Consider the following 23,212-nt stretch of genomic DNA (forward strand, 5'->3'; position numbering starts at 1 on the left):
GTTTGGGTTTGGGTTTGGGTTTGGGTTTGGGTTTGGGTTTGGGTTTGGGTTTGGGTTTGGGTTTGGGTTTGGGTTTGGGTTTGGGTTTGGGTTTGTGCTTTAGATTTGTGCTTTAGATTTGCGCTTTAGATTTGTGCTTTAGATTTGTGCTTTAGATTTGTGCTTTAGATTTGTGCTTTAGGTTTGTACTTTAGGTTTGTGCTGAATATGGAATTGTTACTTTATAACCAGTTACTTAGCTACTAAACTCAAATGATGAAATAATATCTCAGAAGAATGTAACTTAACAGGGGTGCCTCGCTCAGCCATATTACCGGCCGAGGAGACACCCCTGTTGTTATTATTCCTGCCAAGGCGAATGCAGCACACAATCGCAGAAGTTCGTCGGCTTGAAGCCGGGTAACAGCAGACCACAAACATCGGCCTTGATATTGCCGAAGGTTGTCTCCGGTTTATGCTTGAACCCTTCCAAGAAAGCCGGCAGGATTCGGTTTTTGAAGTTATTACGCGGATAGGCTGTCGTCACCTGATTTCGCACTTCCTCTGTCAGGGCCTCAAAATTCTCGCCCATCACATCATAACCAACCCCGGAATAAATTAAAGCTACTTCCGGCTCCTTGTACTGAGCCACCCCGATGGTGGTATGCAGCGCAATCGCATCCCAGACGAGCCGACTGGACTCGTCGGGAACCCCATTCTGCTGAAGGTAGCCGCGAGCGGCATTCGCACCATCTACCTCAAAGCGCTTGTCCGGGCTGCTATACTGCTTGGTCAACCCTAAATCATGAAACAAAGCGCTAATGTATAGTAGTTCAGAATCAAATTTCAGTCCCGCATTCTTTCCTTGCAAGGCCCCGAATAAAAAGACGCGATGAGAGTGATTCCACAGCAGCTCGTCCCCATGATCTCGCAACAATTCTGCGGCTCCAAGAGCTAATTTGCTATCCGGAATTTTAATGTCTGCAATACTTGTCGACATGATGAAACTCCTCCTCGTATGTGTTTTGCTACCCTTCGATTGTAAGTGCTAGGTCTATCATTTATCAATATTATCGATTCTATTATTTAAATAGATTATATCTATCATAAGGATAAGGTGGGTTGGGATAATGCTTGCCAGTACAGGGTTTTGTAAGCGTTGTTGATGGTGGGTTAGGGTAGCTAATAATCCCCCTTTGATCAGCAGCAGGTATATAAAATTGAAAAATTTCTTATTGAAAAAAAGACTATAAAATACAACAGATATCCATGGTAACGCTATCATTCTTAATTTTGAACCTATAGACCTAAATAAAATTCCTGTATTCTGACGAAATATAAAGTGTCGGTAAAATATCAAGAAGGAAGGTATTCAATTGAATAAAGATATCGTAGTTAATCTTGTGAATGAGGTAACTGAAGAGGTATTTTCAAAGAATAAAGAAGCTTTGGAAAATGAAGGCGTACTAACAGGTAATGTAGAACTAGCGGTTAGGTTGTCCGCTCTAACAACGATTAAAATTCTTGAAAAGCTCGAGTTGCTCGATACGGACTAATATTTAGGCTTTGCCTTACCTAACTGAAGCTCTATTTCATTAATTATTTTGATGGCTGCTCTGCCGATCTTTTGAGAATCTCCAACAAATGTTACCACATCAGATCGTAGAGCAGCTAATTCCTCCCTCACCATTCCGCTTATTCTTCCCACATCACCTAGTGTCAGGCAGTTTCTAATGTTTTCTTCATAGTCCCTCCATTTTTTCCATAACAAAAAGCCCCGCTACTTGAGCAGGGCTTATAAGTTATTTTCCGCCTGTAAAAGGATTGATCTCATTCGTAAGATCTCTCCCTTCCTTCTTCTCTTCAGCGGATATACGTTTTCCAACAGCAACAAAAGACCAGGCTAATGGACCAACAAATGCAATGATAACACCAATCACTAAAAGAACACTCATGATTATCATCACCGTCCTCTTCACGATTATAACATTTTTTACCTTATTGGAAAATTAATTGAAGACTAATCTTCATCCCGCTTCTCGAGCTTCACCTTACCCAATTCTTTAACCGAAGCAAGAGTAGTCCCTTGCGGTATTGAGATTAGATGACTCTTCGAGATCCCAATCAGCTGTGAGGTATAAATACCCGTATGACCAGAGAAGAGATAGCTTACGACACAGGCCATAAACATATAGATGGCTCCGCCAGATCCAAACAACTCAATCCCCATCAGGAAGCAAGCGATCGGTGTATTCGTCGCACCGCAGAACACTGCGATAAAGCCGAGAGAAGCCAGAAAAGGACCATACATGTGCAGCAGCCCAGCCAAAGTATGGCCAAGAGTCGCGCCAATGGCGAACAGCGGCGTTACCTCTCCCCCCTGAAAACCCGTACCCAGAGTAAGCGAGGTGAAGATCAGTTTCCAGAGAAATGCGAATGGAGAGACTTCTCCTTGAAAAGAATCCGCGATTAGCGGGAGGCCAAGACCCAGATACTCCCTAGTCCCGACGAGGTACACCAAGGCAATAATAATGAACCCGCCCAGCGCACTTTTTACCATCGGATTCTTGATCAACATTGTAAAGTGCACTTTCAAAAAATGAGTAAGTTGACTGAAAAGCATACCGACCAGCCCGAAGATCACGGATGCCATCAGCACCTTTAGCACAACCAGGAAGTCCAGTGCAGGAAACTCACTGACGGCATAATGAATATGATGCACCTTCCACAGCTTCGTGGCAACCAGATCACCAACAAAACTGGCTGCAAAGCAAGGCAGGAGCGCCTGGTGGCCGATCAATCCAAGCGCAATCACTTCAAGCCCAAACAATGTTCCAGCCAGCGGTGTGCCAAAAATAGAACCAAAGCCCCCGCTGATCCCGCACATTAACAGGATTTTACGATCCAGCGGGCTGATCCGAATCCATCTGCCGAAGCTGTCGGCGAGACTGCCTCCCATCTGTACCGCAGTCCCCTCTCGCCCGGCAGAACCGCCGAACAGATGGGTGACGAGCGTTCCGAACAGCACAAGCGGCGCCATACGCAGTGGAATCGGCGCTTCTCCGCCCTGAATATTTTCTATGATCAGATTATTGCCCTTGATACTATCCTTACCATATCGATAATATAAATAGCTGACCAGCGCACCCCCAAGCGGAAGTAAAAATAGCAGCCATGAATGCTCCATGCGCAGCGTCGTAACATAATCCAGACTTTTTAGGAACAATGCCGAGGCTGTCCCGGTTAAAATACCGATGCAGCTCCCGAGAATGATCCATTTTACAACAGTGGTCCAGATAGCCAAGTGGCTCCTCTCTCCCGCATAAGCCCTCCATCGTTCTCGCCAATCGTTCATCGTGTCCATACTCCCATGCCCCAGATTTATCCGATAACAAAACAGACTCCTACCAGCCAAAACCTCACTGGTAGGAGTCATTAGTCTGCAAGAGACGGTTAATGGCGAACTCCATCGCCCGATTCATCTACAACCATATTAATTAAGAATATCCTGGAAGTCAAACGATAAATGTGTATTGTAATCTCAGCATTAGTGAGGCTCACTAACCATCTGTCTATCATAAGCCGCTTCCAATGCATCCAGCACTTCTGAGACGATGACTTGGGAGGATTCCTTACGAGAGAGGGCATGCATGGACAACTCTACTTCTTCCTGACCGCTTTTAATCTGAAGCTGGTGGAGATAATCGGCCAGTTGCTTCTCGTTATACGCGGTATAGATCGCTTTTTGCCCAGACAGACTGCGGGCATTGCCCTTCTCCTGTCCCGGTAAAGGGCGGTAGACGATCACCGGCAAGGACTGGGAAAAGGCCTCAGTCAAAGTGATTGCTCCTGCTTTGGTCAAGAGCCCGGACGAGAGTGACATCAGCTCATGAATCTGATCGGTGTACCCCTGAATATGCACCCGATCATTCCACTGGTGACGACGTTCGAGATTCAGGCGCAGCTTATGGTTATTTCCGCACAGTACGATCACGTCGAACTCGGATTGCTCCAAAATGGTTCGGATAATCCGCTGGACATTACCCAAAACACCGTAAGCTCCTGCAGAGAGAAGAATATAACGTCTGCTTGCATTTAACCCGTGCTTGCGCAGCAGCTCCGTTCGATCCGGAATCTTCTGGAATGCTTCACGAATCGGGATGCCGCTGACTGTGATCGCCTGTGGAGGTACTCCTGATGCCAAAAGGGCTTCTTTTACACTATCCGAAGGTGCAAAGTATTTCCAAGTCGAAGGATGAATCCACCGCCCATGCAGGACATAATCTGTCAACACGGTAAATATCGGCACTTGCATACCGACTTTCTCACTAAGCTCGGAGGCAGCCAAATAAGGAAACGTATGAATAATAACATCTGGTTTCAGACGCTTCAGAACTTCTTCGACCTTACGCTTCCCCATGGAATGTAAAAAACGGCTGAGCGGCTGGCCCGGCTTCATTCGACTTGTCATATCGTACAGCATGCCGTACAGACCGGGAGCGTAAGCCGTGCTTTTCAAATAAAAGGTACGGGAAACTGCATTCAGAAAAGGGTGAACTTCCGCAAACAAATCAACAATATACACCTGCTCTACCCCGCGCGCCATAAAAGACTGCTGCAGCGCTTGCGCTGTCTTGGCATGACCGTCGCCAAAAGCGGAGGATACGATGAGGACAACCGGATTTATTTTCATAAGAAGTCTCCTTTTTGGTATAGGCTCCTCTCCACTGTAAACCTTAATCATAAACGGACTATAAATACCGTATGTAAAATGTCAGAATATTAACCATTCCTTAGGGAAGTCACTGTATAGTAGGAGAAAACTGGAGAAGGAACTGATCTAATGAAGCCAAAAGCTATCCATATCTTATATTGTGTACTAATTATAGGATTCATCTTGGTAATGATACCCAAATATTCGTATAATGATCCGGATACTTTTTGGCATATCGAAGTGGGGCGTTATATGATTGAGCACGGTCAGGTGCTGCATCACGCTATACATACATTTTACGGGGATGAACTGCCTTATGTACCGCATGAATTCGGATTCCAGCTACTCGTTGCGCCGCTATATCAAGCGTTCGGCTGGCCGGGGATATACATATTGACTGCTGTGTGTCTATTGTTACTTATTCTAGGGTTGCTACGGTTAGGACGGGTTTCACGCAAAGAGCTGGGTCTATCAGAGAACCATCCACTGCTGTTGCCCTTTGTGCTGCTGATCAGTTGCTGGATTTATTATAATTACTTCAAAGGCCGGCCACAAATGATCTCCGCGTTTATGATTGTGTGGTTTTTTGTTTACATGCGTGAATTTCAGATGGTTGCCAAAAAACGATACGCAGCCGCGATGATCCTCCTGTCCTGTGCTATCGCCAACTTTCACGCGGGCGTGTGGCTCGTCATCGCTGTGTTCACGGGAATGACGTTCCTGGAAGCACTGATTGCCAAAACATGGACCAGACGCCATATCATCGTTTATGTGCTTACTTGGCTTGCTGGCCTAGCCAACCCCGGCGGATTAAAAAGCCTGCTGTTCATCCTGGCCGTCACCCAGAAGAACTTCAATCTGCTGATTAACGAATGGCAGCCGCTTCAATTTAACAAGCTATTGAATCTTCCGATTCTGCTGCTCCTGCTATTTTTCGCCGCTACATTGCCTTTTGCCTTGCAACGTAAGCCGTTCCGGTTCTTTATGATGCTCGGGATTCTGTATCTGGGGGTGTCCAACTTCAAACAAAATTTGTTCATGTGGCTATTCATCCCATACTTTGCCGCCGTGTTCTTCGAGGCGCTTCCGAAGGTATCCCGTTTCCGCAAGTTCGCGTATGTGCCCGCACGAAAAACGATTCTGCTCTGCTTAACGCTGGGCCTGGCAATCAATACCGCCTACATCTTTCTCGTTCCGCCCGTGGTAGATGCCAAAAGCTATCCCGTCGATGAGATGACCTATATTCTTGACAAAACTCCGGACGGTGTGCGCCCACGGGTATTCTCCCGCTACGGCTCATCCGGTTACGTGATGTTCCGTGGCGGGGATATCCTCTGTGACGGAAGACAGGACCCTTTTATCACCAAAGAATCTATAGGTGCCTTGGGCTGGACAGCTTTTGAACGCTCCATGTACGGGTTCTCAGAATACTTGCCGGAGATTGTCAAAGCCGATCATCCCGATTATGTCATTGTCCATAACGGCGTCTCCCGCAAGCTTTACAATGAGTGGGTTAAGGACTTCGGAGATCCCGTGTATAAGGGAAGATACGGGAGTGTATTTTCAATAAAATGAACAATGAAAGTAACAAAAAGCGAGGAGGAACGAAGGGGGAAGTTTGGAACTGTAGGAGCGATAGCGACCGCCTGAAAGCTTTCCGCAGGAAAGCTCACATCGGAAGCATAAGCTCTCCGGATTTCAACCGCAGCATCAGTACAATTAAAAGAAATCAGGAGACAACAGCGGCCGGAAGTCCAAACATTCCACCGTAGTGACGACAGAGCCTTACGTTCGAATCTGAAGTTCATCTTATATAGACGAGTAATCAAGACATTAACTCCGCGTAACGCAGGAATCGATAAATGATATCCATTTGATAATGCACCCGGTCAGTATGATTTAGACTCCAGCAGGTCTCAACGGTCACTGCCTTCGCACCAAACAACCGGGAGGCCGCCATCCTTGAAGTGCCGGACCGGGAGCGCAGACGAATGTTGAAACGCAGGGATTCTACTCCTATAGTCCCGTTGATGCCTTTAAGAACATGGCGGACAGCAGGCACTGCCGGATTCCCCGGGCTGACGACCAGGCTTTGACCCAGCACATGCTCGCTCCGCTGGGACAACCCATTGGCTTCGTGAAGATCCAGATACCAGGATGGGCGGTAGCTCCGCATCAACCGGCACAAAGATGAAGCCAGTGGATGGCTCGCTGCTTCATTTTTCTGCATAGGGAATGTGCGGTTAAGGTCAGGCATTCCACGAATCCGCTTACGGTATGCTTGTTTATTCAGAATCGGCACGATAATCAAGGTCCCTCGCTGAATACCCCTACTTCCATGACGAAGTTGATCCACTATCCGCTGTGCTGCTTTCATGCTGGCCGTTTCATTTCCGTGTATCCCCGCGACAATCATAAAGACCGGTCCCCGCTGGCTTCCTCTGATAACATGATAAGGTGTGTTATAGGCTGAACCCGGTGCTAAACTATGTTTTTTCACGATCACCGTTTCCCACCTCCTGATGATTTCGCCCTGCTGTGATGCAGAAATAACACTATATTTTTATGCTTGTTTCTTTGCAGGGGGTTGGACAAAACAGCAAAAAGACCCCACCGCCGCAGCTATGAAGTCCCCAAGTCTCCATTCTATAAGTGTGTCAATAAGAAAAAGATGTGAAATTTCTCAGCGTACTCTAATAAACTCTCCACACCGGTTGGCACAAGCGAGATCCAAGGTTGCATGGTAAGTTATGGTTATTTTATCTATGCTATGGTGTTCTCAGGGTAATCAGCCCGCACAAAACCATAGGAGGTAATGTATGAGTATCCATAACAAACAACGTATCCGCAAGCTTTGTGTCGGTGTCAGCTTAGGGCTTGCCCTGATGACTTCAGGTGTTGCTATCTTGGACGGTTCCAGTACAGCCTATGCCGCATCGAGTCAGACTTCTTCTGTAGCAGATAGCATCATTGCAACCGGGTTAAAATTCCAGGGAACTCCTTATAAATTTGGAGCTAAGACAGGAAATACAAGTTCCTTCGACTGCTCGTCCTTCACTCAATACGTATTCAAGCAGAACGGCGTTACCCTTCCACGTACATCAACCCAACAATCTACTGCGGGCACTTATGTATCAAGAAGTCAGCTGCAACCGGGTGATCTCGTCTTCTTCTACTCCCCTATTCACCATGTAGCTATTTATATGGGCGACGGCAAGATACTGCATACCTACGGCAAAGGCGGTGTCACCGTCACGAATCTGAATTCCGGCTGGTGGGATTCGCATTACACAACAGCGCGTCGTGTTCTGCCATCAAGCGGACAAGCTGTCTCCCATTCAGCGATGGATAACAGCAATAACGACGATAACAGCAGTAGCAGCAGTAATAGCAATAACGGCGATAATGCGTCACAAGATCTTTTTGGATACTTTAATTTTGAAAAATAGACCACTATAATACTACAGCCACATCCGATAACTTTGGGTGTGGCTTTGCCGCGGCTCGTCTATAGGAGATTAACATCTGGTCTCTCCCGAATCTTTTGCCGGATGTGGAGTTGATGTTACAGGCAGCCTGACACTTACAGTGGTTCCCTCGCCCTCCACGCTTTCAATCCAGATTAAGCCGTCATGCTCCTGCACAATAGATTTGGCAATCGGAAGACCCAGACCGGTCCCTCCCGTCTTGCGGTGCCGTGAATTGTCCACGCGATAGAACCGCTCGAAGACGTGTTTGATCTCGTGCTGCGGAATTCCGATTCCTTGATCCTTCACAGCAACCGTAACTTCTCCATCTTTTTCGGAGATAAAAATATCTACCACTTGAGAACTGTATTTCTGCGCATTGTCCACCAAGATAATCAGCAGCTGCTCAATTTTATTGCGGTCTGCTTCAATATCCTTCGCCTCGGGACTGGCATGTAGCCGAATTGTACGCTCGTTAATCAAATGGAAGCGGGCAATCACCTGCTGGCAGACCTCCACCATATTCACTGACTCCAGATTCAGCTTTGTGCTTTGCTGCGAAGAGGCCAGCATAAGCAGCTGCCGGGTCATCTTACGCATACGCTTAGTTTCCTCATAGATCGACTGAATCGCCTCTTCCTGCACCGCCTGATCCTCGTTCCCCCATCGCTTCAGCATATTGGCATAACCCTCAATAATCGTCAACATCGTATTCAGTTCATGAGAGGCATCGGATACAAATTGCTGCTGCTTCCAAAAGCTTTCTTCCAATCGTCCAATCATTCGGTTGAAGGTCTCTGTCAGATCATAAAGCTCATCACGAGCGGAACCTTGTAGAGGAATGGTGTTAAAGGTCAGGCTCTCTTCATTCTTCCGCATAGTCTGGATGCTTTTAGTGATGGGCTTCAAAATGGTCCGGGACACCAGCTTACCTGCTGCCAGACATAAGAGGACAGCGATCAATGACGAAATGCTAAGGATGGTTAGAAGATTTTGAATGCTTGCCTTCAGACCATCCAGCTTCGCAGCGATCTCATAACCGCTGGTCACTTTATTCTCTACCATGACCGGAATATGTACGACCATAACTAACTCATTTTCCCGCTCCAGAAGGAGCCACTTCCGGTGCCTGGCATACTTGAAGGAAATACCGCTCAAATTCATATCTTTTCCATGCGTTATTTCATAGACTTTATTGTTAAGGAAATCGGATATACGTATATAGGTACTTTGTGTCAGGGAACTTCGGAGCAGGAGCTCCTGTTCTGCCTCCGGGAGGGCAGCAGCCTTGTTCACAATCGGCTCCCATTTACTCAGGATCAGCTCATTTGCGTTACGGGTAGCATTCGTGATGTATAGGCAGTATACAGTGATATCGACAAACAGGAGAATACCAATGAGGACCAAGGAAGTGAGAAGATTAATTCGGGTACCGATCTTCAATCGTCTTCCTCCCGAATGCTGTATCCTATACCCCGGCTGGTCTTGATCAGCTTCTTCTTGTGGCCCTTATCGATCTTCTGCCGCAAGTAACGGATGTACACATCCACTACATTCGTGTCTCCCACGAACTCAAAATCCCAGACATCCTTGATGATCTGCTCCCTGCTCAAGACGTGATTCTTGTGTTCGATCATATACACAAGCAAGTCGAACTCCTTGGGCGTTAGCTCAATCCGTTGCTCTCCTCTAGTGACATCTCTGGTCTGTTTATTGATAGTCAAATTGTCTGCTTCGATAACAGGGCTCTCTTCTCCCTGTGGCTGCGGATTCACGGCAGGCGTGCGAATATGCGCCCTAATTCTTGCCAGCAGTTCTTCAATCTCAAAAGGTTTCGTAATATAGTCATTGGCTCCCTGATCCAATCCAGATACAATATCAGGCGTCGTATTTCGAGCAGTAACAAGAATAACTGGTGTAGTCTCATCCGCTTTGCGCAATCTGCGCAGGACTTCTACTCCATTCAGGCCTGGCATCATGATGTCCAGAATGATGATATCCCAAGACTGTCCGAGCGCCAGCTCCAGACCTTCTCTTCCATCATGGGCAATCTCAACCTCATAACCTTCATGGGATAGCTCGAGCTGAAGCAGCCTAGATATCCGTTCCTCGTCATCAATCACCAGGACTGATTTACTCATGGCAATACCTCCTTCACATGGAATACGAATGCAGTATACAAAAAGGACAGGATATTTCCCTTCTGGGAATAGTATCCTGTCCTTCTTCCATTCTTATTCCTGAATATTAGTTGTACTGCGGCAACCAATCTCCATGGGCTTCGATCAGATCATCACACATCGCGATGATATCATCCATCGACAGCTCCGCAGATGTATGCGGGTCCAGCATAGCCGCGTGATAAATATGCTCCTTCTTGCGTGTGATCGCTGCTTCAATCGTCAGCAATTGGGTATTGATATTGGTACGGTTCAGGGCTGCGCATTGTGGCGGAAGATCGCCTACAAATGTTGGCGTAATACCGCTGGCATCAACCAGACACGGCACCTCAACACAGGCTTCTTTAGGCAAGTTGGTAATTAGGCCAGTATTCATGACGTTGCCGCCGATTTTGAACGGCACATTCGTCTCAATAGCCTCCATGATGTAAGATGCATATTCAGCGGAGCGTTCATGCTGAAGGCCCGGGTTATTGACCAGATCTTCACGCATATTTTTCCAGTTTCCAATCTGCTCCACGCACCGGCGCGGATACTCGTCCAGTGGAATCTGGAAGCGCTCGATCAGCTCTGGATAGTTACGTTTGATAAAGTAAGGGTGATACTCTGCATTGTGCTCGGAAGACTCGGTGATATAGTAACCGAATTTCAGCATCATCTCATAACGGACCATGTCATGGTGATGCTCCTTCTGCTTCTCTGCCGCCCGGCGTTTAATTTCCGGGTACAGATCCTCACCATCCTTGGTCACTTCCAATAACCAAGCCATATGGTTGATACCGGCAATCTTGCCCTGAACACCCTTATGATCCATGCCAAGATCCCTGAACAAATCCTGAACGCAGTGCTGCACGCTGTGACACAGGCCAACCGTCTTAACGCCTCCGTACGTACTCATGACATTCGTCAGCACTGCCATTGGGTTCGTATAGTTCATGAACAGGGCATCCGGACAGACTTCCCGGATATCTGCAGCGAAATCCAGCATGACAGGAATCGTGCGGAGATTGCGGAAAATTCCGCCGATGCCGACTGTGTCTGCAATGGTCTGGCGAAGACCATATTTCTTCGGAATTTCGAAATCAGTAATTGTGCACGGATCGTAACCACCGACCTGAATCGCATTAATTACATATTTGGCACCGCGCAGTGCTTCTTTGCGGTCAGTGTAGGCTTTGACTAGACAAGTCGATCCATGGGAAGATTTAATATTATTCAGCATGTTCTCCGAATCAGCAAGACGAACCGGATCAATATCAAACAAGGCCAGCTCAAAACCTTGCAGGGCAGGTGTTCTCATGCAGTCACCCAGTACGTTCTTGGCAAACACGGTGCTGCCTGCACCGATAAATGTAATTTTGGACATGTGAAATCCTCCTTCGAATGTATACACTGAAGACTGCATTAATTATAAATCCTGTTGCATCACAAGGAGTAATCCGCCTTAAAATGCACTAACAGCAGGCATTCAGCGTCGCTCTTTTCAATATCCACTATAAATTAGCACGCTTCGATTGAATATGGAGAAATACAAGAGACATATGGATTTTTGTTGCATGGATCTAAATTTGCTATAATGGTCTCCGGTTCTATTTTCAATTGTCCAGGAGGCGGCTTTACGTTATGAGTCCAGAACATTCATCTTATACATCCGGCTTTAACCTGATACCGGACGAACCAGATTTGACCGTATTATTCAGCGGTGAAGCTTCACCGGTTCCCGGTCATAAGGTCGGTCCGTCTGTCCACGACTATTATCTGATTCATACGGTCTTTGATGGAGAAGGCACCTTTCAGAGCGGAAGCGGGAAGATTCATCCCTGCAGTTCAGGAGATACCTTTATTATCTTTCCAGGCGCTTTGTTCTGCTATCAGGCCGACACGCCCAAGCCATGGTCTTATGCATGGGTCGGTCTTAGGGGCGATGCTGTCCCGGCACTGCTCAGCAGAGTCGGTATCACGAAAGAGCAGCCAGTCATTCACTCCGAACATTTGTCGGAACTAAGATTTCTGTATGAGAAGACACGGCTTTCCTTTCAACAATCGCCGTATCCTCAATTGGAAAGTCTGGAGGCTTCCGGCTGGCTGCGTCTCCTCCTTCATCAGTTTGGTTATGACAATCGCAGTACTCTCTCTGTTCCGTCTCAAGCGATGCCCAGCATCATCGACCGGCAGATCGATCAGGCCATACGCTGGATTACCTTTGAGTATCATCAGCAGGTCAACATTGATCATATGGCCTCCTCCCTTGGCTATCACCGGGCTCACTTATCCAAAGCCTTCAAGGTCAGAACCGGGATGTCTCCTAAGCAATATTTGATGAAAGTCCGTATGAACAAAGCCGAAGAATTGCTTCGCGGACATCTGGCAATTGATCAAGTGGCTTCTTCTGTCGGTTTTAACGATGCACTGTATTTCTCCAAGCAATTCCGCAAATGGAGCGGGATGTCGCCAAGTGAATACCGGTTGGAAAAACGCAATGAGGGAGGCTAAAAAAACAGAATGAGAATTTTCAGTAGCTTTCTGAAAAAAAGAAGCATAAAATTAAAGATAAATTTCAAAATACTGCTGAGGAGGAAATAGACATGAAAAAAATATTTTTGGTACTTGTAACAGCACTGCTTATAATTACGGTGGTTGGCTGTTCCTCGGCAACAAAAAAACAATACGTAGGCAGCCCCGACTGGACTTCCAGATTTATTGTATGGGACGGCAAGCTGTATTCGTTTGATCTCAAGACAACTGCAGAGATTGAAAAAGAACTCGGAACAGTGGAGGAGATCTCTAATGAAAAGTCGCACAAATTCACTTCGGATGTCTTTTCCAATCACTTTGAAGTAGGAACAAAGGTGTACAAAGTCAGAAATGTTGAGACTGATGTTGCTATTGCTGCGGAACTAGACGGCTTTTTCTATGAAGGGAAATATGCCGGGGATTATGTCAAGAAGTAACTATACAGGCAGCCATATATGAAGAGGGGAGCCTGACAACAATGGACCAGAGGGATACTATTCTAAAGTATTTGCGTGAGCAGCCGCTCAGGAACATCACCTTGCTCAAAATGGTGACGTATTTCAGCCATGTGATGAACTGCCACTACGTGGAGTGTCCGGAGGGACGGGGAGTCCTGCTGTTGTTGCCAGCCGAAGCCTATGCTTACGATCATCGAACATACCCGGAAGCTGAGCTTATTGTATTTATGGAATACAGCAGTCCCGCAGTGTTCCCCCATCTTCTTGCCTTGGTGCCAAAAGACGCCAAACTTGTGTTCAAGCTTCAGGACGAGGCTTACTACGCAGTATTGTCCAAGCATTTTTCATTGACCAAAGCCCGGGGATATATCACGTACACTACTCCTGCCAATCTGCATATGTTACCCGCACAGGAGGCTGTCCAGTTAGAACTGCTGGATAACCGCCTCTTGCCGTTATGGGAGGGAAATCACTATAGCCTGGAGGAAATAGAAGAGTATTTCCGAAGTGGTGCATTCTCTGTATCTATTTTTGAGGGAGAGACACCGCTAAGCACTTGTCTAGCCTTCCGTAATGAAGAACAAGTGTGGGAGATCGGTGCGGTCTATACAGTGGAATCAGCGAGAGGCAAGGGATTAGCGAAGAAGGTCGTGCAAACAGCACTCTTCTATCTTCACCGGGACGGACGAATCCCGCGATATCATGTGCTTGAAACCAACCATACCTCTATCCGGCTTGCCGAGTCGCTCGGACTAGTGCCCTGCATCACCTTGGTACACTGGACCAACTAATCTTCGTACTATTCTTTTCCGGCCACTTGTATAAAACTTAGTCATACATAAACAGGAGCAGTCCCATGCTGGGACTGTTCCTGTTTTCCTTGCATTTATCCCGGTCAAATTCTCACCAGTATATTTATCGCGGACGCCGCCACTGCTTCAGGACTTCAAGCAGACCTGAGAGATCCAGACCATCCAGCGAAAATGCTTTGCGCAGCAGATCATGCCGGATGAACTCGTCGTACTTACCCAGATACGGAGCCTCGTCCGGGGCTAACAGTCCGAGCGGGTCTGCTGTAGCGGCGCTTTCAGCAAGGATTTCTGCTTCCAAGGTTTCGGCATCCGTCTTTCCGGCAACCACCATGTAATAAGGCTCCATTGGCACTATGGAACGAAGGTTAAGCTTGCCTTTGAGGTTGTTCTTCAACAGTCGTTCAAGGGTACGGAACTGCCGGCTGCCGGCCCATGGCAGGATGAACATCGAATCCCCGCCAGCCGGGAGTACCGAGCGTTCCAGCAGGCCGCTTTCCTTGGCCAGACGGCGTGCTCGTTCCAGTCTGGCTGCCGCACTAGGTGCCAAATATGGATACAGCGCTGTATCCCCCAGCACCTCCCGGATCTTGGTCATGATCCGGGTATGCACATCACCGCCGGCACCGAGCCAGAGCGTGTCCACCTTGCCGCGTGAGGTTTTGACGTACACGGCCTTGTGCCGATTGTCTACCTCCTCCACCTTCCACAGCTTGCCAGCGAGCGTGAAGCAGTACCCCGGCGGCGGCACCGTCGTAATAGAGCCGATCTCTTCCGTTCCGTTATAGACGACATGCTCTTCATCGTCCTTGAATACTGCGTAGAAACGGAAGTTGTTGACGATTTTCTCACCAGCCAGCCCAATCAGCAGGCTGCCCTCTTCCATCTTTTCGATCTGCCCCATACCCAGCAAGTAGGTAAGAAAGTCATCATAATCCTCGGGAGCAACCTCCCTGAAGGATGGCAGACTCAGCACCGCTTCTTTTAGATCATCCGGCTCAGCCTCGCCCATGCTCTTCAAAATGCTCATCGTCTGATGGTATAACAGCCCTACCGGCAGCTTCCGCACCGCCAGCGGCTCCACCCATTTCTCCCGCACGTACAGCTCGATTACAGCGATGGCCCGCAGCAGGCTCCAGGGCATACGGGCGGGCAGCTGTGCCTCTTCGTCTTCTTCCTCTGGCGTGACAAAAATCATCTCGGAGGCGGCGTCGCCCCGCCGACCGGAACGCCCCAGCCGCTGCACGAAGCTCGCGCAGCTGTAAGGCGCACCGAGCTGGATTACCCGCTCCAGCTCGCCCAGGTCAATACCAAGCTCCAGGGTCAAGGTTGCGGCGGCCACCGCCGGGCCCGGACCCTGTCTGAGCGCTGCTTCGGTCTCCTCCCGAAGCAGCGCTGAAATACTGCCATGGTGAACGTGAAAAACATCCCGTTCCCCCCGCTTCGCGGCGATCCGCCGCATCTCCAGAATCGCCGATTCAGCATCGGTACGGCTGTTGGTGAAGATCAGCGCTTTCTTCAGGTGGGTGTAGTCGTAGATGTAATCAAAATACGACTGCCGAGCCAGCTCAAGCTGCTCGGCCCCCTTCTCGTCCCTGGCGTCCGGGAACGAGAAATGCTCGACGCTTAGGCGGAGCTTCCGCCCGCCCTGCGGCGCCGAGATCTCGACGGGCTGGCGGGTTCCCGCCGCCAGCCACTTCGTCACGGACTCGTAGTCGCTGAGCGTCGCCGAGAGTCCGATCCTCCGCGGCGAACAGCCTGCCATGCGCGAAATTCGCGCCAGCTGGCTGAGGACCTGGATGCCGCGATCGCCGCCCATAAACGCATGCACTTCATCAATAACGATGAAGCGCAGATCATTGAACAAGGCCGGAATAGCATTCGGCCGGTTCATCAGTAGCCCTTCCAGCGATTCGGGGGTAATCTGGAGCACACCGGACGGCTTTTGCATCAGCTTCGTCTTCTCAGCCTGGGGAACGTCTCCATGCCAATGCCACACCGGGATGCCGCCCTCACGCAGCAGGTCGTTCAACCTTGTAAATTGATCGTTGATCAACGCTTTGAGCGGCGCGATATATAAAATCCCAACAGAATCTGAGGGACGCTCGTACAACTCGGTCAGTGCCGGAAAGAAAGCCGCCTCCGTTTTGCCCGATGCTGTACCAGAAGCAATCAGCAAATGATTCGGCGTTTCGAACAGTACCCGGCAGGCGTCAACCTGAGCTTCGCGCAGAGTCTCCCAACGATTTTTATATATAAATTCCTTAATAAATGGAGCCAGCCGATAAAAAGGGTTCTCGCTCATAGCTCAAACTCCGCTAATAACGAATCCATCTCGCTTTGCTCGGTCTCGTCACCCTTAGCCTTCGTTTCACCCACCAGCTTCTCAAAGGACAGCTCCGGATGCTGGTGCAGCGAATGCAGCAGATCCATGAAGTCACGTACGATCTCCCGTGGTGTCAACAGCTCGTCCGCACCTAGTCTGCCGACGGCTTCCTCCATGAAGTGTACAAGTTGCTCCCGGCTCAGCGTCGACTCATATCCGTAATGCAGGGCATGAATATCGCGCAGCCGCTCCAGCAGAACAAGGATCTCTTCCGGTGAAAGCATCTCCAGACCGATGATCGGCCCAGTAAAGGTGTTCAGCCCTGTTGCGGCATACCGCCCAGCCACGAGCCGGGAACGCAGAGCCTCATAGCTGAACAAACCCCGCCGGCCGTCCTCAACGAATTGTGGGGTCCCGCCAAGGAAAATCCCCAGATGCTCCGCCTTCCCCTGCATCGTATCATTGAACATCGTGAGCAGCTTCTCATAATTGCTCTGCCGTGAAATACTATTCGTAATCTTGTACAAGTTGACACCCTCGTCAATAAAGAGAAGCAGCCCCTTGTACCCGATAGCCGCTGTGAATTCCGCCCACAGCTTCATGTAGTCGTACCAGTTGTCGTCGTCAATGATGACACCAACACCGAGCGCTTTTCTTGCTTCGGTCTTTGTAGCGAATTCACCGCGCAGCCAGCGGAGTGCGTCCTGCTTCAGATCATCATCGGCCAGCTTATGGCCATTCCAGTAGGAAGCTAGTATCTTGGCAAAATCAAAGCCGTGGACCAGCCCCCTCATCTCGGAAGCCACAGCATAAATCTGCTTCTCCACAGCTTCGCCAAGACCGGCATGCTCAGGGCCGTAGCCCTGTTCCCGCATCACAGTCTGCTGAAGCGAGAGAATCCACTTCTGCAGCACAATCTCCAGCGCGCCACCATCCGGCCGGGTGCGGGTCGATAAATGGCTCATCAGCTCACGATAGGTAGCCAAACCCTGTCCTTTTGTTCCGACCAGGCGCCGTTCCGGGGAGAGGTCAGCATCTGCTACAACAAAATCCCGATCCATCGCGTAATTGCGGATCATTTGCAGTAAAAAGCTTTTGCCGCTACCAAACTTGCCCGTGATCAGCTTGAAGGCGGCACCGCCTTCAGCAATGTTATCCATATCACGCAGGATCGCTTCGATCTCCGGCCTGCGGCCAACGGCAATATGCTCCAGCCCGATCCGTGGCACAACCCCTGCGGTCAGAGAGTTGACGAGTGCCGTCGTCATCCGTTTCGGTATTTTCAGCTCATTCATCCAGTGATTCACCTCTTCAAATATGAAAGCATAGGCACATACTCAGCCATAACCTCTTCTCCATCGATCAGTAGATCGCCAAGCATGTCCATCGCGATATCGTTAATTTCGTCCATTAGCAGTTCAGCCATTGTTCCATTCGCCGCGGCCAGCTTTTGCACCTCGTTCCAACCATCGTCACCGGCCAAGGCCAGCGCTGCATTCCGCTGGAGAGGTGTTAATGCCGCAGCAAAAGACACCCATTCCGAATCATCGGCTGTCTCTTCAAGTCGCAAGGTTCCCTCTTCCGGGGCAGCCTTACTTACAGGATTTATTATGTGATCGGGTGCAGTAAAACCAGCAGTGACCGAAGCTTCATGATCGTTCCCGGTCTTATCACTCAGATCATTGCTCTCGTATTCATGTAACTTAGCACTCTGGTCATAACCCTCGTCCACATTCGCCTTAACGATCTTCGACCCGTCATTAATCTTCTCGCTGCCTTCCAGAACTTTCTTGTGGGCATCTACTACCCCCGGCTCAGACCAGGCTACAGCCTCTACCTCTTCAGTATACCCCAAATCCTGGACGGTGAGCAGAGTGCGCACAACGTCAGAGTCTGCCTGAAGCCGTTCCAGCTTCTCTGCGTCAATGACAACTGCGGGTCCCATTTCTTCCTGCTGGGCTCTATGAAACTCCCGCTGAAGGTACTGGGAGACCAACTCTTCCATGTCAGCATCCAGCTTCACACCCTTCAACCTGCCCCGGAAGCCCATCAGCTCACGCAGTTTGTTCTCAGTTAACCGGAACAGACGTGTTACAAGACTACGCAGCGGAAGAGACTTGCTGATCCGAACCACCGGAACGAGCACGGAGTAACCGTACAGTGAAATATCATATACCGCACTGCGGAACAGATAGCGTTCTCTTAGCACTGGCGCCCCAGGGGGGAACATTTCCACCAGCGACTGTCCATGCTTGCGCATCACATAGGCATCGATTAATGATACAACCTTGGGGATATATAATTCAGCAGCTTCCTGGCCTTCGCCGGTGAAGAACTTGGACTTGCTGATGTCATAGTCTGACATGAAGGTAAGCACAGCAAAGCTCAACTGTTCCCTGGCCGAAGAGAGACAGCGCATTAGTTCCAGTTCGGCAAGGTCTCCTGCCAGTCCCCGGGAACGGGCTACAATCAGCGACAGTGGAATCTCCAGTTTATGTACGAAGGAAAAATCAGCAATCCAGCCACCCATATACTGATCCAGTCGCTTGAACTTATCCCGATACGCTTCCCATATTCGGCATAACTGCGCATATCCATCTTGCGGATCATCCCAGCCAACACCATTAATCAATTCATACACATGCAGAAAAACATAAGATAAATCCGTAGCCGGATATCTTCCCTCACGGACTTCACCGCGCCAGAAGAAATACCATTTGCTCTGTGCCCCCGTCATATGACCATAATTCGGCCAATAGCTCTTGAACGGCACGAAGAGTGCCGCGTCTCCCTTAACCTCTGCAAGTTGCCTTGCCCGCTGCACGAATTCACTCTCTGTCGTGGTCACTGGCTCCTCAGTTTCTGCATCCCAAAGCTGCAGTTGTTCGGCAGTCTCCGGCAATTTCTGTTTTTTCTCCTTCGAGGCAGAGCGCTGCGGCTTCGTCACGGCAGATCGTTCCGGTACAGAGGCCGCTGCCGCTGAGGCATCCCGTGGTGGAATAGCTATATTCTGCTCCGTGCTTTCCCATACCCATTCCGAGAAATGCGGCTTCTTTCCGTTGCTCATATGATCTCCTCCCTCCTCTTGCCTTGGCTAATATTAGAAAAAACGGCCCTGTTCACTATCGTGAAAGAACCGTCTCCATGCGTACTCAAGGTCTTCTTGCAATGCGCTTAGCGCATCCTGCTTTAATCCAGCTCTATTCCTTTGGTTTCTTTACCTAGCAACAACACCGCAACAGCACCTACGATGATGGTTGCGAAGAACAGCATAAAGATAGAGCTGATCTCCACGGATCGTGCTACCAGCATCCCGACCAGCAGCGGGGCGATAATCCCCCCGATCCGTCCAAAGGAAGTTGCTAAACCTGCTCCTGTCGAACGAATAGACGTTGGATACAGCTCCGGCGTGTAAGCATACATGCCGCCCCAAGCGCCAAGGTTAAAGAATGATAGGCAAATACCCGCTGCCATCAACATTCCTTCCGTAGTAGCATTGCCGAACCAGGCAGCACTGACTGCCGTAAACAGCAGATAAATCACCAGTACGAACTTACGGCCGAATTTCTCAATAAAGTAAGCGGCAGTGAAATAGCCAGGCAATTGAGCCAAGGTCATGATCAGGACATACTCGAAGCTTTTGACCAGACTAAAGCCCTTAAGCACCATAACAGTAGGCAGCCACAGGAACATACCGTAATAAGAGAAGACGACTGTAAACCATAAGATCCAGAGCATGATCGTCGAACGACGATATTCCGAGGACCAGACTGTAGCGATACGGTTCTTCAGAGAGACCGGAGCTTTCTTGATTTCTGCAAAGCGCGGAGAGTCATCAATCGCCCGGCGAAGATAAAGAGCATAGAGCGCCGGAACGGCCCCAATTGCAAAGGCTACACGCCAACCGTAATCAGGAATTACGAAGAAGGCAATCAGTGCAGAAAGAATCCAGCCTAGTGCCCAGAAGCTCTCCAGCAGCACTACGGCACGGCCTCTCTCCTTAGCTGGCATACTCTCCGATACCAAAGTAGAGGCTACCGGCAGCTCCCCGCCAAGCCCAAATCCGGCAACGAACCGGAGAACACACAGGATAGTAAATCCGGTGGCAAAAGCGGACAGTCCGCTCGCCGCAGAGAAAATCAACAATGTCCACAAAAGCACCGATTTACGTCCAAAGCGGTCCGCCAAAATTCCCGCTGCCGCTGCTCCGACAGCCATTCCAATAGAGTTAATACTAGTTAATAATCCAATCTGCTCCGGCCCGAGCTTCCATTCCTTAGCCAATGCCGCAACGACAAAAGAAATCATCCCCACGTCCATCGCGTCGAACATCCAGCTTAGCCCCGCGCTGAACAGTAGCTTTCGTTGCTTCGGATTCCGCAGCAGCGTCATTTGATTCACGTTCAAGTCCCCACTTTCTAAGCCTCTCGACTGTTAAATCTTACCCTGATTATTGCTCATACACATTTTAGAATCGAAGTGTTCAAAAATCAAGGAATAACACCGCATTAAAATACTGTTTGGCCAGCGATTGGAAGTAACAGGTCTGTACAGAAATAGCGGCTACCAGCAGCGCATTCTGCACCATTTCCCGCTGGGCCTTGCTTAGATGATTCAACCGGGTCAGGATGCCTTCTGTTGCTCTGGCGAGCGAGCTGTCCTTCCAGGTATTCTTATGCAGGTCGCGTCCACCGATTCTTTGGGTATGCAGTACAGGGTTACTCTTGATCTCTTCAAAAAGACCGGCATAGGAAGAGTACATCTGCGCAGGCTCAATGAGATCATCATCATCGCGCTCCGGCTTCAGAAATAGCAGCTGAAAAAGCTGACGAATACTCTCAAAATCAAGTGCCGACTTCAAATCATCTATCATAAACAGCAGCGCTGCCTGGTTAAATGAATACTTCTTCCCTGCTTGTGGAGAACCCAAATATTCCTTGAAGTCGCGCTTCACCCAGTTCTGCATCGCTGTAACCGAAAGGTTCGAATACTCAACCAGATGACCCAGTGCTGCGATCTCACCAAGAGATAAGCCCTTAACGGCCCCTCCTTTGATGATCTTATGCAGGATAGGCGGAATGTCGGTAGACAAAAAGGCCGGCAGCGTCGTGCCGGTCCGGACCTCATCATGATGAAATTTAGTCCAGGCTTCCTGCAGGATATTCAGCGGTTTCTGCGATGAAACACCGGTGAGCGAGAGCAGAAGACAGGACATTTCGATACGGGTCAATGTGAATGACTCCATGTCAGTATCCCTCCTTGTTTCCCTTCAGAAATAATGTAAATCACTTACATTTGATATTTCAGCGAAAAGTTCGTAAAATTGGTTCATAAGAACTCATAATATGAGTATAACCTATTTAAGGAACGAAAGGGATGGTAAAGATTATATGGGTATAGGACTTAGTTTGACGTTGGTGGCTATTTTGATTATTTTCACCGCTTTTTTTGTAGCAACGGAATTTGCAATGGTAAGACTGAGAGGCAGCCAGATCAGCCAAATGGTGATTGAGGGACGCAAGAATGCTCTCGCCGTACAAAAGGTCGCTGCCAATCTTGACGGATATTTGTCCGCCTGTCAGCTCGGGATTACAATCACCGCACTGGGTATCGGGGCACTCGCAGAACCTGCTTTTGAGCATCTGCTGTTCCCAATATTCCACTGGCTCGGTCTCAGTGAGAGTGTGAGTAAACCGCTTGCCTTTGCACTCGCCTTCTTGGTGGCGACATTCCTGCACGTCGTTGTCGGCGAACTTGCGCCAAAGACTGCTGCTATTAATGTTCCGGAGAAAATTGCACAAATTACAGCCCCACTGATTATTTGGTTCTACAGAATTTTGTACCCGTTGATTTGGCTCATGAACGGTTCCGCTAATCTTTTGGTCCGTTTGTTCGGTATGAAGCCGGCCAGCGAACATGGCGACGCCCATTCGGAGGAAGAGATTCGTCTTATCCTCTCGGAGAGCTACGAAAGTGGCAAGATCAACAAAGCAGAATACGGTTATGTTAACCGGATCTTCGCTTTTGACGAAATGTTAGCCCGTGAGATCATGGTTCCCCGGACAGATATGGTGTGCTTGTTCACCAATCATTCTCTGCTGGAGAATTTGGATATTATCCGTAAGGAACAGTATACCCGTTTTCCTGTGGCGGAAGGCAATAAGGATAATATTATCGGTATGATCAATACGAAGCAGCTTTTCTTACAGTATGATAATAATCCTGACTTTGACTTTAAGGGTCTCATTCAGCCAGTGCTGACTGTGTCCGAAGTCACTCCGGTCAAGACGCTTCTGACTCGTATGCAGGTCGAACGTGTGCATATTGCGCTTCTGCTTGATGAATACGGCGGTACTTCCGGACTTATCACGATCGAGGATATTCTTGAGGAGATTGTCGGGGAGATTCGCGATGAATTCGACGGTGACGAACGCAAGAATGTGGAAAAGCTGTCTGACAATGACTATCTGTTCGACGGTAAGGTCTCTCTCCTGGAAGTAAAAGAGATTACGGGTATCGACTTCGGTTATGAAGAAGTAACTACCATTGGAGGCTGGCTCTACAGTCACTTGAACGATCCCGCTGTTGGTAAAAGTGTGGCATTAGAACATGCGACCCTGATTGTACGGGAGATGAACAAACACCGGATTCGTAAGGTGGAGATCATCATTGAGACACCATCGTCTGAGGAACAAGAGTCATTATAATTTATGTAATTAACTATTGATGATATAAAAAGGGTTGGGCAGATCATTCTTCTGCTCA

Annotated in this window: 20 protein-coding genes, 1 pseudogene and 1 riboswitch; of the genes and pseudogenes, 7 read left to right on the plus strand and 14 right to left on the minus strand. The window is 48.9% G+C overall.

Annotation, left to right across the window (positions count from 1 at the left end; genetic code table 11):
- Positions 1-340 precede the first annotated feature (340 nt).
- The gene (locus tag ACFRAM_RS11385; RefSeq protein WP_379465950.1) at positions 341-979 is read right to left on the minus strand and encodes an HD domain-containing protein; all 639 of its coding nucleotides are present in this window, start codon (positions 977-979) and stop codon (positions 341-343) included.
- Positions 980-1,355: 376 nt separating this feature from the next.
- Between ACFRAM_RS11385 and ACFRAM_RS11390 the strand changes: the two genes are divergently transcribed.
- Complete coding sequence (locus ACFRAM_RS11390; RefSeq protein WP_066369436.1) at positions 1,356-1,535, plus strand: hypothetical protein; 180 nt, start codon at positions 1,356-1,358, stop codon at positions 1,533-1,535.
- Here the strand turns inward: ACFRAM_RS11390 and ACFRAM_RS11395 are convergent.
- From ACFRAM_RS11395 to ACFRAM_RS11410, 4 genes are all read right to left on the minus strand, one after another.
- Positions 1,532-1,750 carry a hypothetical protein gene (locus ACFRAM_RS11395; protein WP_379465951.1) on the minus strand — a complete coding sequence of 73 codons (219 nt, stop codon included), beginning with the start codon at positions 1,748-1,750 and terminating at the stop codon, positions 1,532-1,534. The genes ACFRAM_RS11390 and ACFRAM_RS11395 overlap by 4 nt on opposite strands.
- Positions 1,751-1,781: 31 nt before the next feature.
- Positions 1,782-1,934, minus strand: coding sequence for a hypothetical protein (locus tag ACFRAM_RS11400; protein ID WP_379465952.1), 153 nt, complete (start codon positions 1,932-1,934; stop codon positions 1,782-1,784).
- A 65-nt stretch (positions 1,935-1,999) separates the two neighbouring features.
- A complete protein-coding gene (locus ACFRAM_RS11405; protein ID WP_379465953.1) occupies positions 2,000-3,334 on the minus strand; it encodes a voltage-gated chloride channel family protein in 1,335 nt (444 codons plus the stop codon).
- A gap of 64 nt (positions 3,335-3,398) precedes the next feature.
- Positions 3,399-3,462: riboswitch (Fluoride riboswitch) on the minus strand.
- A gap of 64 nt (positions 3,463-3,526) precedes the next feature.
- On the minus strand, positions 3,527-4,672 hold the full coding sequence (locus ACFRAM_RS11410; protein WP_379465954.1) for an MGDG synthase family glycosyltransferase: 1,146 nt from the start codon (positions 4,670-4,672) through the stop codon (positions 3,527-3,529).
- Positions 4,673-4,882: 210 nt separating this feature from the next.
- On the opposite strand from ACFRAM_RS11410, the gene ACFRAM_RS11415 reads away from it, so the two are divergent.
- A complete protein-coding gene (locus ACFRAM_RS11415) occupies positions 4,883-6,268 on the plus strand; it encodes a hypothetical protein (protein WP_379465955.1) in 1,386 nt (461 codons plus the stop codon).
- Positions 6,269-6,518: 250 nt separating this feature from the next.
- On the opposite strand, the gene ACFRAM_RS11420 is transcribed toward ACFRAM_RS11415, so the two are convergent.
- Positions 6,519-7,199 carry a succinylglutamate desuccinylase/aspartoacylase family protein gene (locus ACFRAM_RS11420; RefSeq protein ID WP_379465956.1) on the minus strand — a complete coding sequence of 227 codons (681 nt, stop codon included), beginning with the start codon at positions 7,197-7,199 and terminating at the stop codon, positions 6,519-6,521.
- Between the two features lie 379 nt (positions 7,200-7,578).
- Here ACFRAM_RS11420 and ACFRAM_RS11425 point away from each other — a divergent pair.
- Positions 7,579-8,004: pseudogene (locus ACFRAM_RS11425) on the plus strand (C40 family peptidase); the annotation flags it as partial.
- Between the two features lie 207 nt (positions 8,005-8,211).
- Here the strand turns inward: ACFRAM_RS11425 and ACFRAM_RS11430 are convergent.
- From ACFRAM_RS11430 to melA, 3 genes are all read right to left on the minus strand, one after another.
- Positions 8,212-9,603 carry a sensor histidine kinase gene (locus ACFRAM_RS11430; protein WP_379465957.1) on the minus strand — a complete coding sequence of 464 codons (1,392 nt, stop codon included), beginning with the start codon at positions 9,601-9,603 and terminating at the stop codon, positions 8,212-8,214.
- Positions 9,600-10,301, minus strand: coding sequence for a response regulator transcription factor (locus ACFRAM_RS11435; protein WP_379465958.1), 702 nt, complete (start codon positions 10,299-10,301; stop codon positions 9,600-9,602). Before ACFRAM_RS11435 ends, ACFRAM_RS11430 begins: the two co-directional genes overlap by 4 nt.
- A 106-nt stretch (positions 10,302-10,407) precedes the next feature.
- Positions 10,408-11,706, minus strand: a complete 1,299-nt coding sequence (gene melA, locus ACFRAM_RS11440; RefSeq protein WP_379465959.1) for an alpha-glucosidase/alpha-galactosidase — start codon at positions 11,704-11,706, stop codon at positions 10,408-10,410.
- A 257-nt stretch (positions 11,707-11,963) separates the two neighbouring features.
- Here melA and ACFRAM_RS11445 point away from each other — a divergent pair, with 257 nt between their 5' ends.
- From ACFRAM_RS11445 to ACFRAM_RS11455, 3 genes are all read left to right on the plus strand, one after another.
- Complete coding sequence (locus ACFRAM_RS11445) at positions 11,964-12,833, plus strand: helix-turn-helix transcriptional regulator (protein WP_379465960.1); 870 nt, start codon at positions 11,964-11,966, stop codon at positions 12,831-12,833.
- Between the two features lie 92 nt (positions 12,834-12,925).
- The gene (locus ACFRAM_RS11450; RefSeq protein WP_379465961.1) at positions 12,926-13,291 is read left to right on the plus strand and encodes a hypothetical protein; all 366 of its coding nucleotides are present in this window, start codon (positions 12,926-12,928) and stop codon (positions 13,289-13,291) included.
- Between the two features lie 41 nt (positions 13,292-13,332).
- On the plus strand, positions 13,333-14,103 hold the full coding sequence (locus ACFRAM_RS11455; protein WP_379465962.1) for a GNAT family N-acetyltransferase: 771 nt from the start codon (positions 13,333-13,335) through the stop codon (positions 14,101-14,103).
- Between the two features lie 124 nt (positions 14,104-14,227).
- Here ACFRAM_RS11455 and ACFRAM_RS11460 read toward each other — a convergent pair whose 3' ends face one another.
- From ACFRAM_RS11460 to ACFRAM_RS11480, 5 genes are all read right to left on the minus strand, one after another.
- A complete protein-coding gene (locus tag ACFRAM_RS11460) occupies positions 14,228-16,426 on the minus strand; it encodes a DEAD/DEAH box helicase (RefSeq protein ID WP_379465963.1) in 2,199 nt (732 codons plus the stop codon).
- Entirely contained in the window at positions 16,423-17,742 is a 1,320-nt protein-coding gene (locus ACFRAM_RS11465; RefSeq protein ID WP_379465964.1) for an ATP-binding protein, read from the minus strand. Before ACFRAM_RS11465 ends, ACFRAM_RS11460 begins: the two co-directional genes overlap by 4 nt.
- Before the next feature lie 8 nt (positions 17,743-17,750).
- Positions 17,751-19,514 (minus strand): TerB N-terminal domain-containing protein, encoded by a 1,764-nt coding sequence (locus ACFRAM_RS11470; protein WP_379465965.1) that lies wholly within the window; start codon positions 19,512-19,514, stop codon positions 17,751-17,753.
- A gap of 122 nt (positions 19,515-19,636) precedes the next feature.
- Complete coding sequence (locus tag ACFRAM_RS11475; RefSeq protein ID WP_379466372.1) at positions 19,637-20,839, minus strand: MFS transporter; 1,203 nt, start codon at positions 20,837-20,839, stop codon at positions 19,637-19,639.
- A gap of 91 nt (positions 20,840-20,930) precedes the next feature.
- Positions 20,931-21,692 (minus strand): DUF1836 domain-containing protein, encoded by a 762-nt coding sequence (locus ACFRAM_RS11480; RefSeq protein WP_379465966.1) that lies wholly within the window; start codon positions 21,690-21,692, stop codon positions 20,931-20,933.
- Positions 21,693-21,837: 145 nt separating this feature from the next.
- Between ACFRAM_RS11480 and ACFRAM_RS11485 the strand changes: the two genes are divergently transcribed.
- Entirely contained in the window at positions 21,838-23,154 is a 1,317-nt protein-coding gene (locus tag ACFRAM_RS11485) for a hemolysin family protein (protein WP_379465967.1), read from the plus strand.
- Positions 23,155-23,212: the final 58 nt, after the last annotated feature.

This window comes from Paenibacillus sp. NPDC056722 (genome assembly GCF_042790635.1).
GTDB classification, from domain to species: Bacteria; Bacillota; Bacilli; order Paenibacillales; family Paenibacillaceae; genus Paenibacillus_AQ; species Paenibacillus_AQ agri.

Coding starts and splice junctions, on each gene's coding strand:
- ACFRAM_RS11385 (WP_379465950.1), bottom strand. CDS start 979: ATGTCGACAAGTATTGCAGACATTAAAATTCCGGATAGCAAATTAGCT.
- ACFRAM_RS11400 (WP_379465952.1), bottom strand. CDS start 1,934: ATGAGTGTTCTTTTAGTGATTGGTGTTATCATTGCATTTGTTGGTCCA.
- ACFRAM_RS11405 (WP_379465953.1), bottom strand. CDS start 3,334: ATGAACGATTGGCGAGAACGATGGAGGGCTTATGCGGGAGAGAGGAGC.
- ACFRAM_RS11410 (WP_379465954.1), bottom strand. CDS start 4,672: ATGAAAATAAATCCGGTTGTCCTCATCGTATCCTCCGCTTTTGGCGAC.
- ACFRAM_RS11415 (WP_379465955.1), top strand. CDS start 4,883: ATGATACCCAAATATTCGTATAATGATCCGGATACTTTTTGGCATATC.
- ACFRAM_RS11435 (WP_379465958.1), bottom strand. CDS start 10,301: ATGAGTAAATCAGTCCTGGTGATTGATGACGAGGAACGGATATCTAGG.
- melA (WP_379465959.1), bottom strand. CDS start 11,706: ATGTCCAAAATTACATTTATCGGTGCAGGCAGCACCGTGTTTGCCAAG.
- ACFRAM_RS11445 (WP_379465960.1), top strand. CDS start 11,964: ATGAGTCCAGAACATTCATCTTATACATCCGGCTTTAACCTGATACCG.
- ACFRAM_RS11450 (WP_379465961.1), top strand. CDS start 12,926: ATGAAAAAAATATTTTTGGTACTTGTAACAGCACTGCTTATAATTACG.
- ACFRAM_RS11455 (WP_379465962.1), top strand. CDS start 13,333: ATGGACCAGAGGGATACTATTCTAAAGTATTTGCGTGAGCAGCCGCTC.
- ACFRAM_RS11460 (WP_379465963.1), bottom strand. CDS start 16,426: ATGAGCGAGAACCCTTTTTATCGGCTGGCTCCATTTATTAAGGAATTT.
- ACFRAM_RS11465 (WP_379465964.1), bottom strand. CDS start 17,742: ATGAATGAGCTGAAAATACCGAAACGGATGACGACGGCACTCGTCAAC.
- ACFRAM_RS11470 (WP_379465965.1), bottom strand. CDS start 19,514: ATGAGCAACGGAAAGAAGCCGCATTTCTCGGAATGGGTATGGGAAAGC.
- ACFRAM_RS11475 (WP_379466372.1), bottom strand. CDS start 20,839: ATGACGCTGCTGCGGAATCCGAAGCAACGAAAGCTACTGTTCAGCGCG.
- ACFRAM_RS11480 (WP_379465966.1), bottom strand. CDS start 21,692: ATGGAGTCATTCACATTGACCCGTATCGAAATGTCCTGTCTTCTGCTC.
- ACFRAM_RS11485 (WP_379465967.1), top strand. CDS start 21,838: ATGGGTATAGGACTTAGTTTGACGTTGGTGGCTATTTTGATTATTTTC.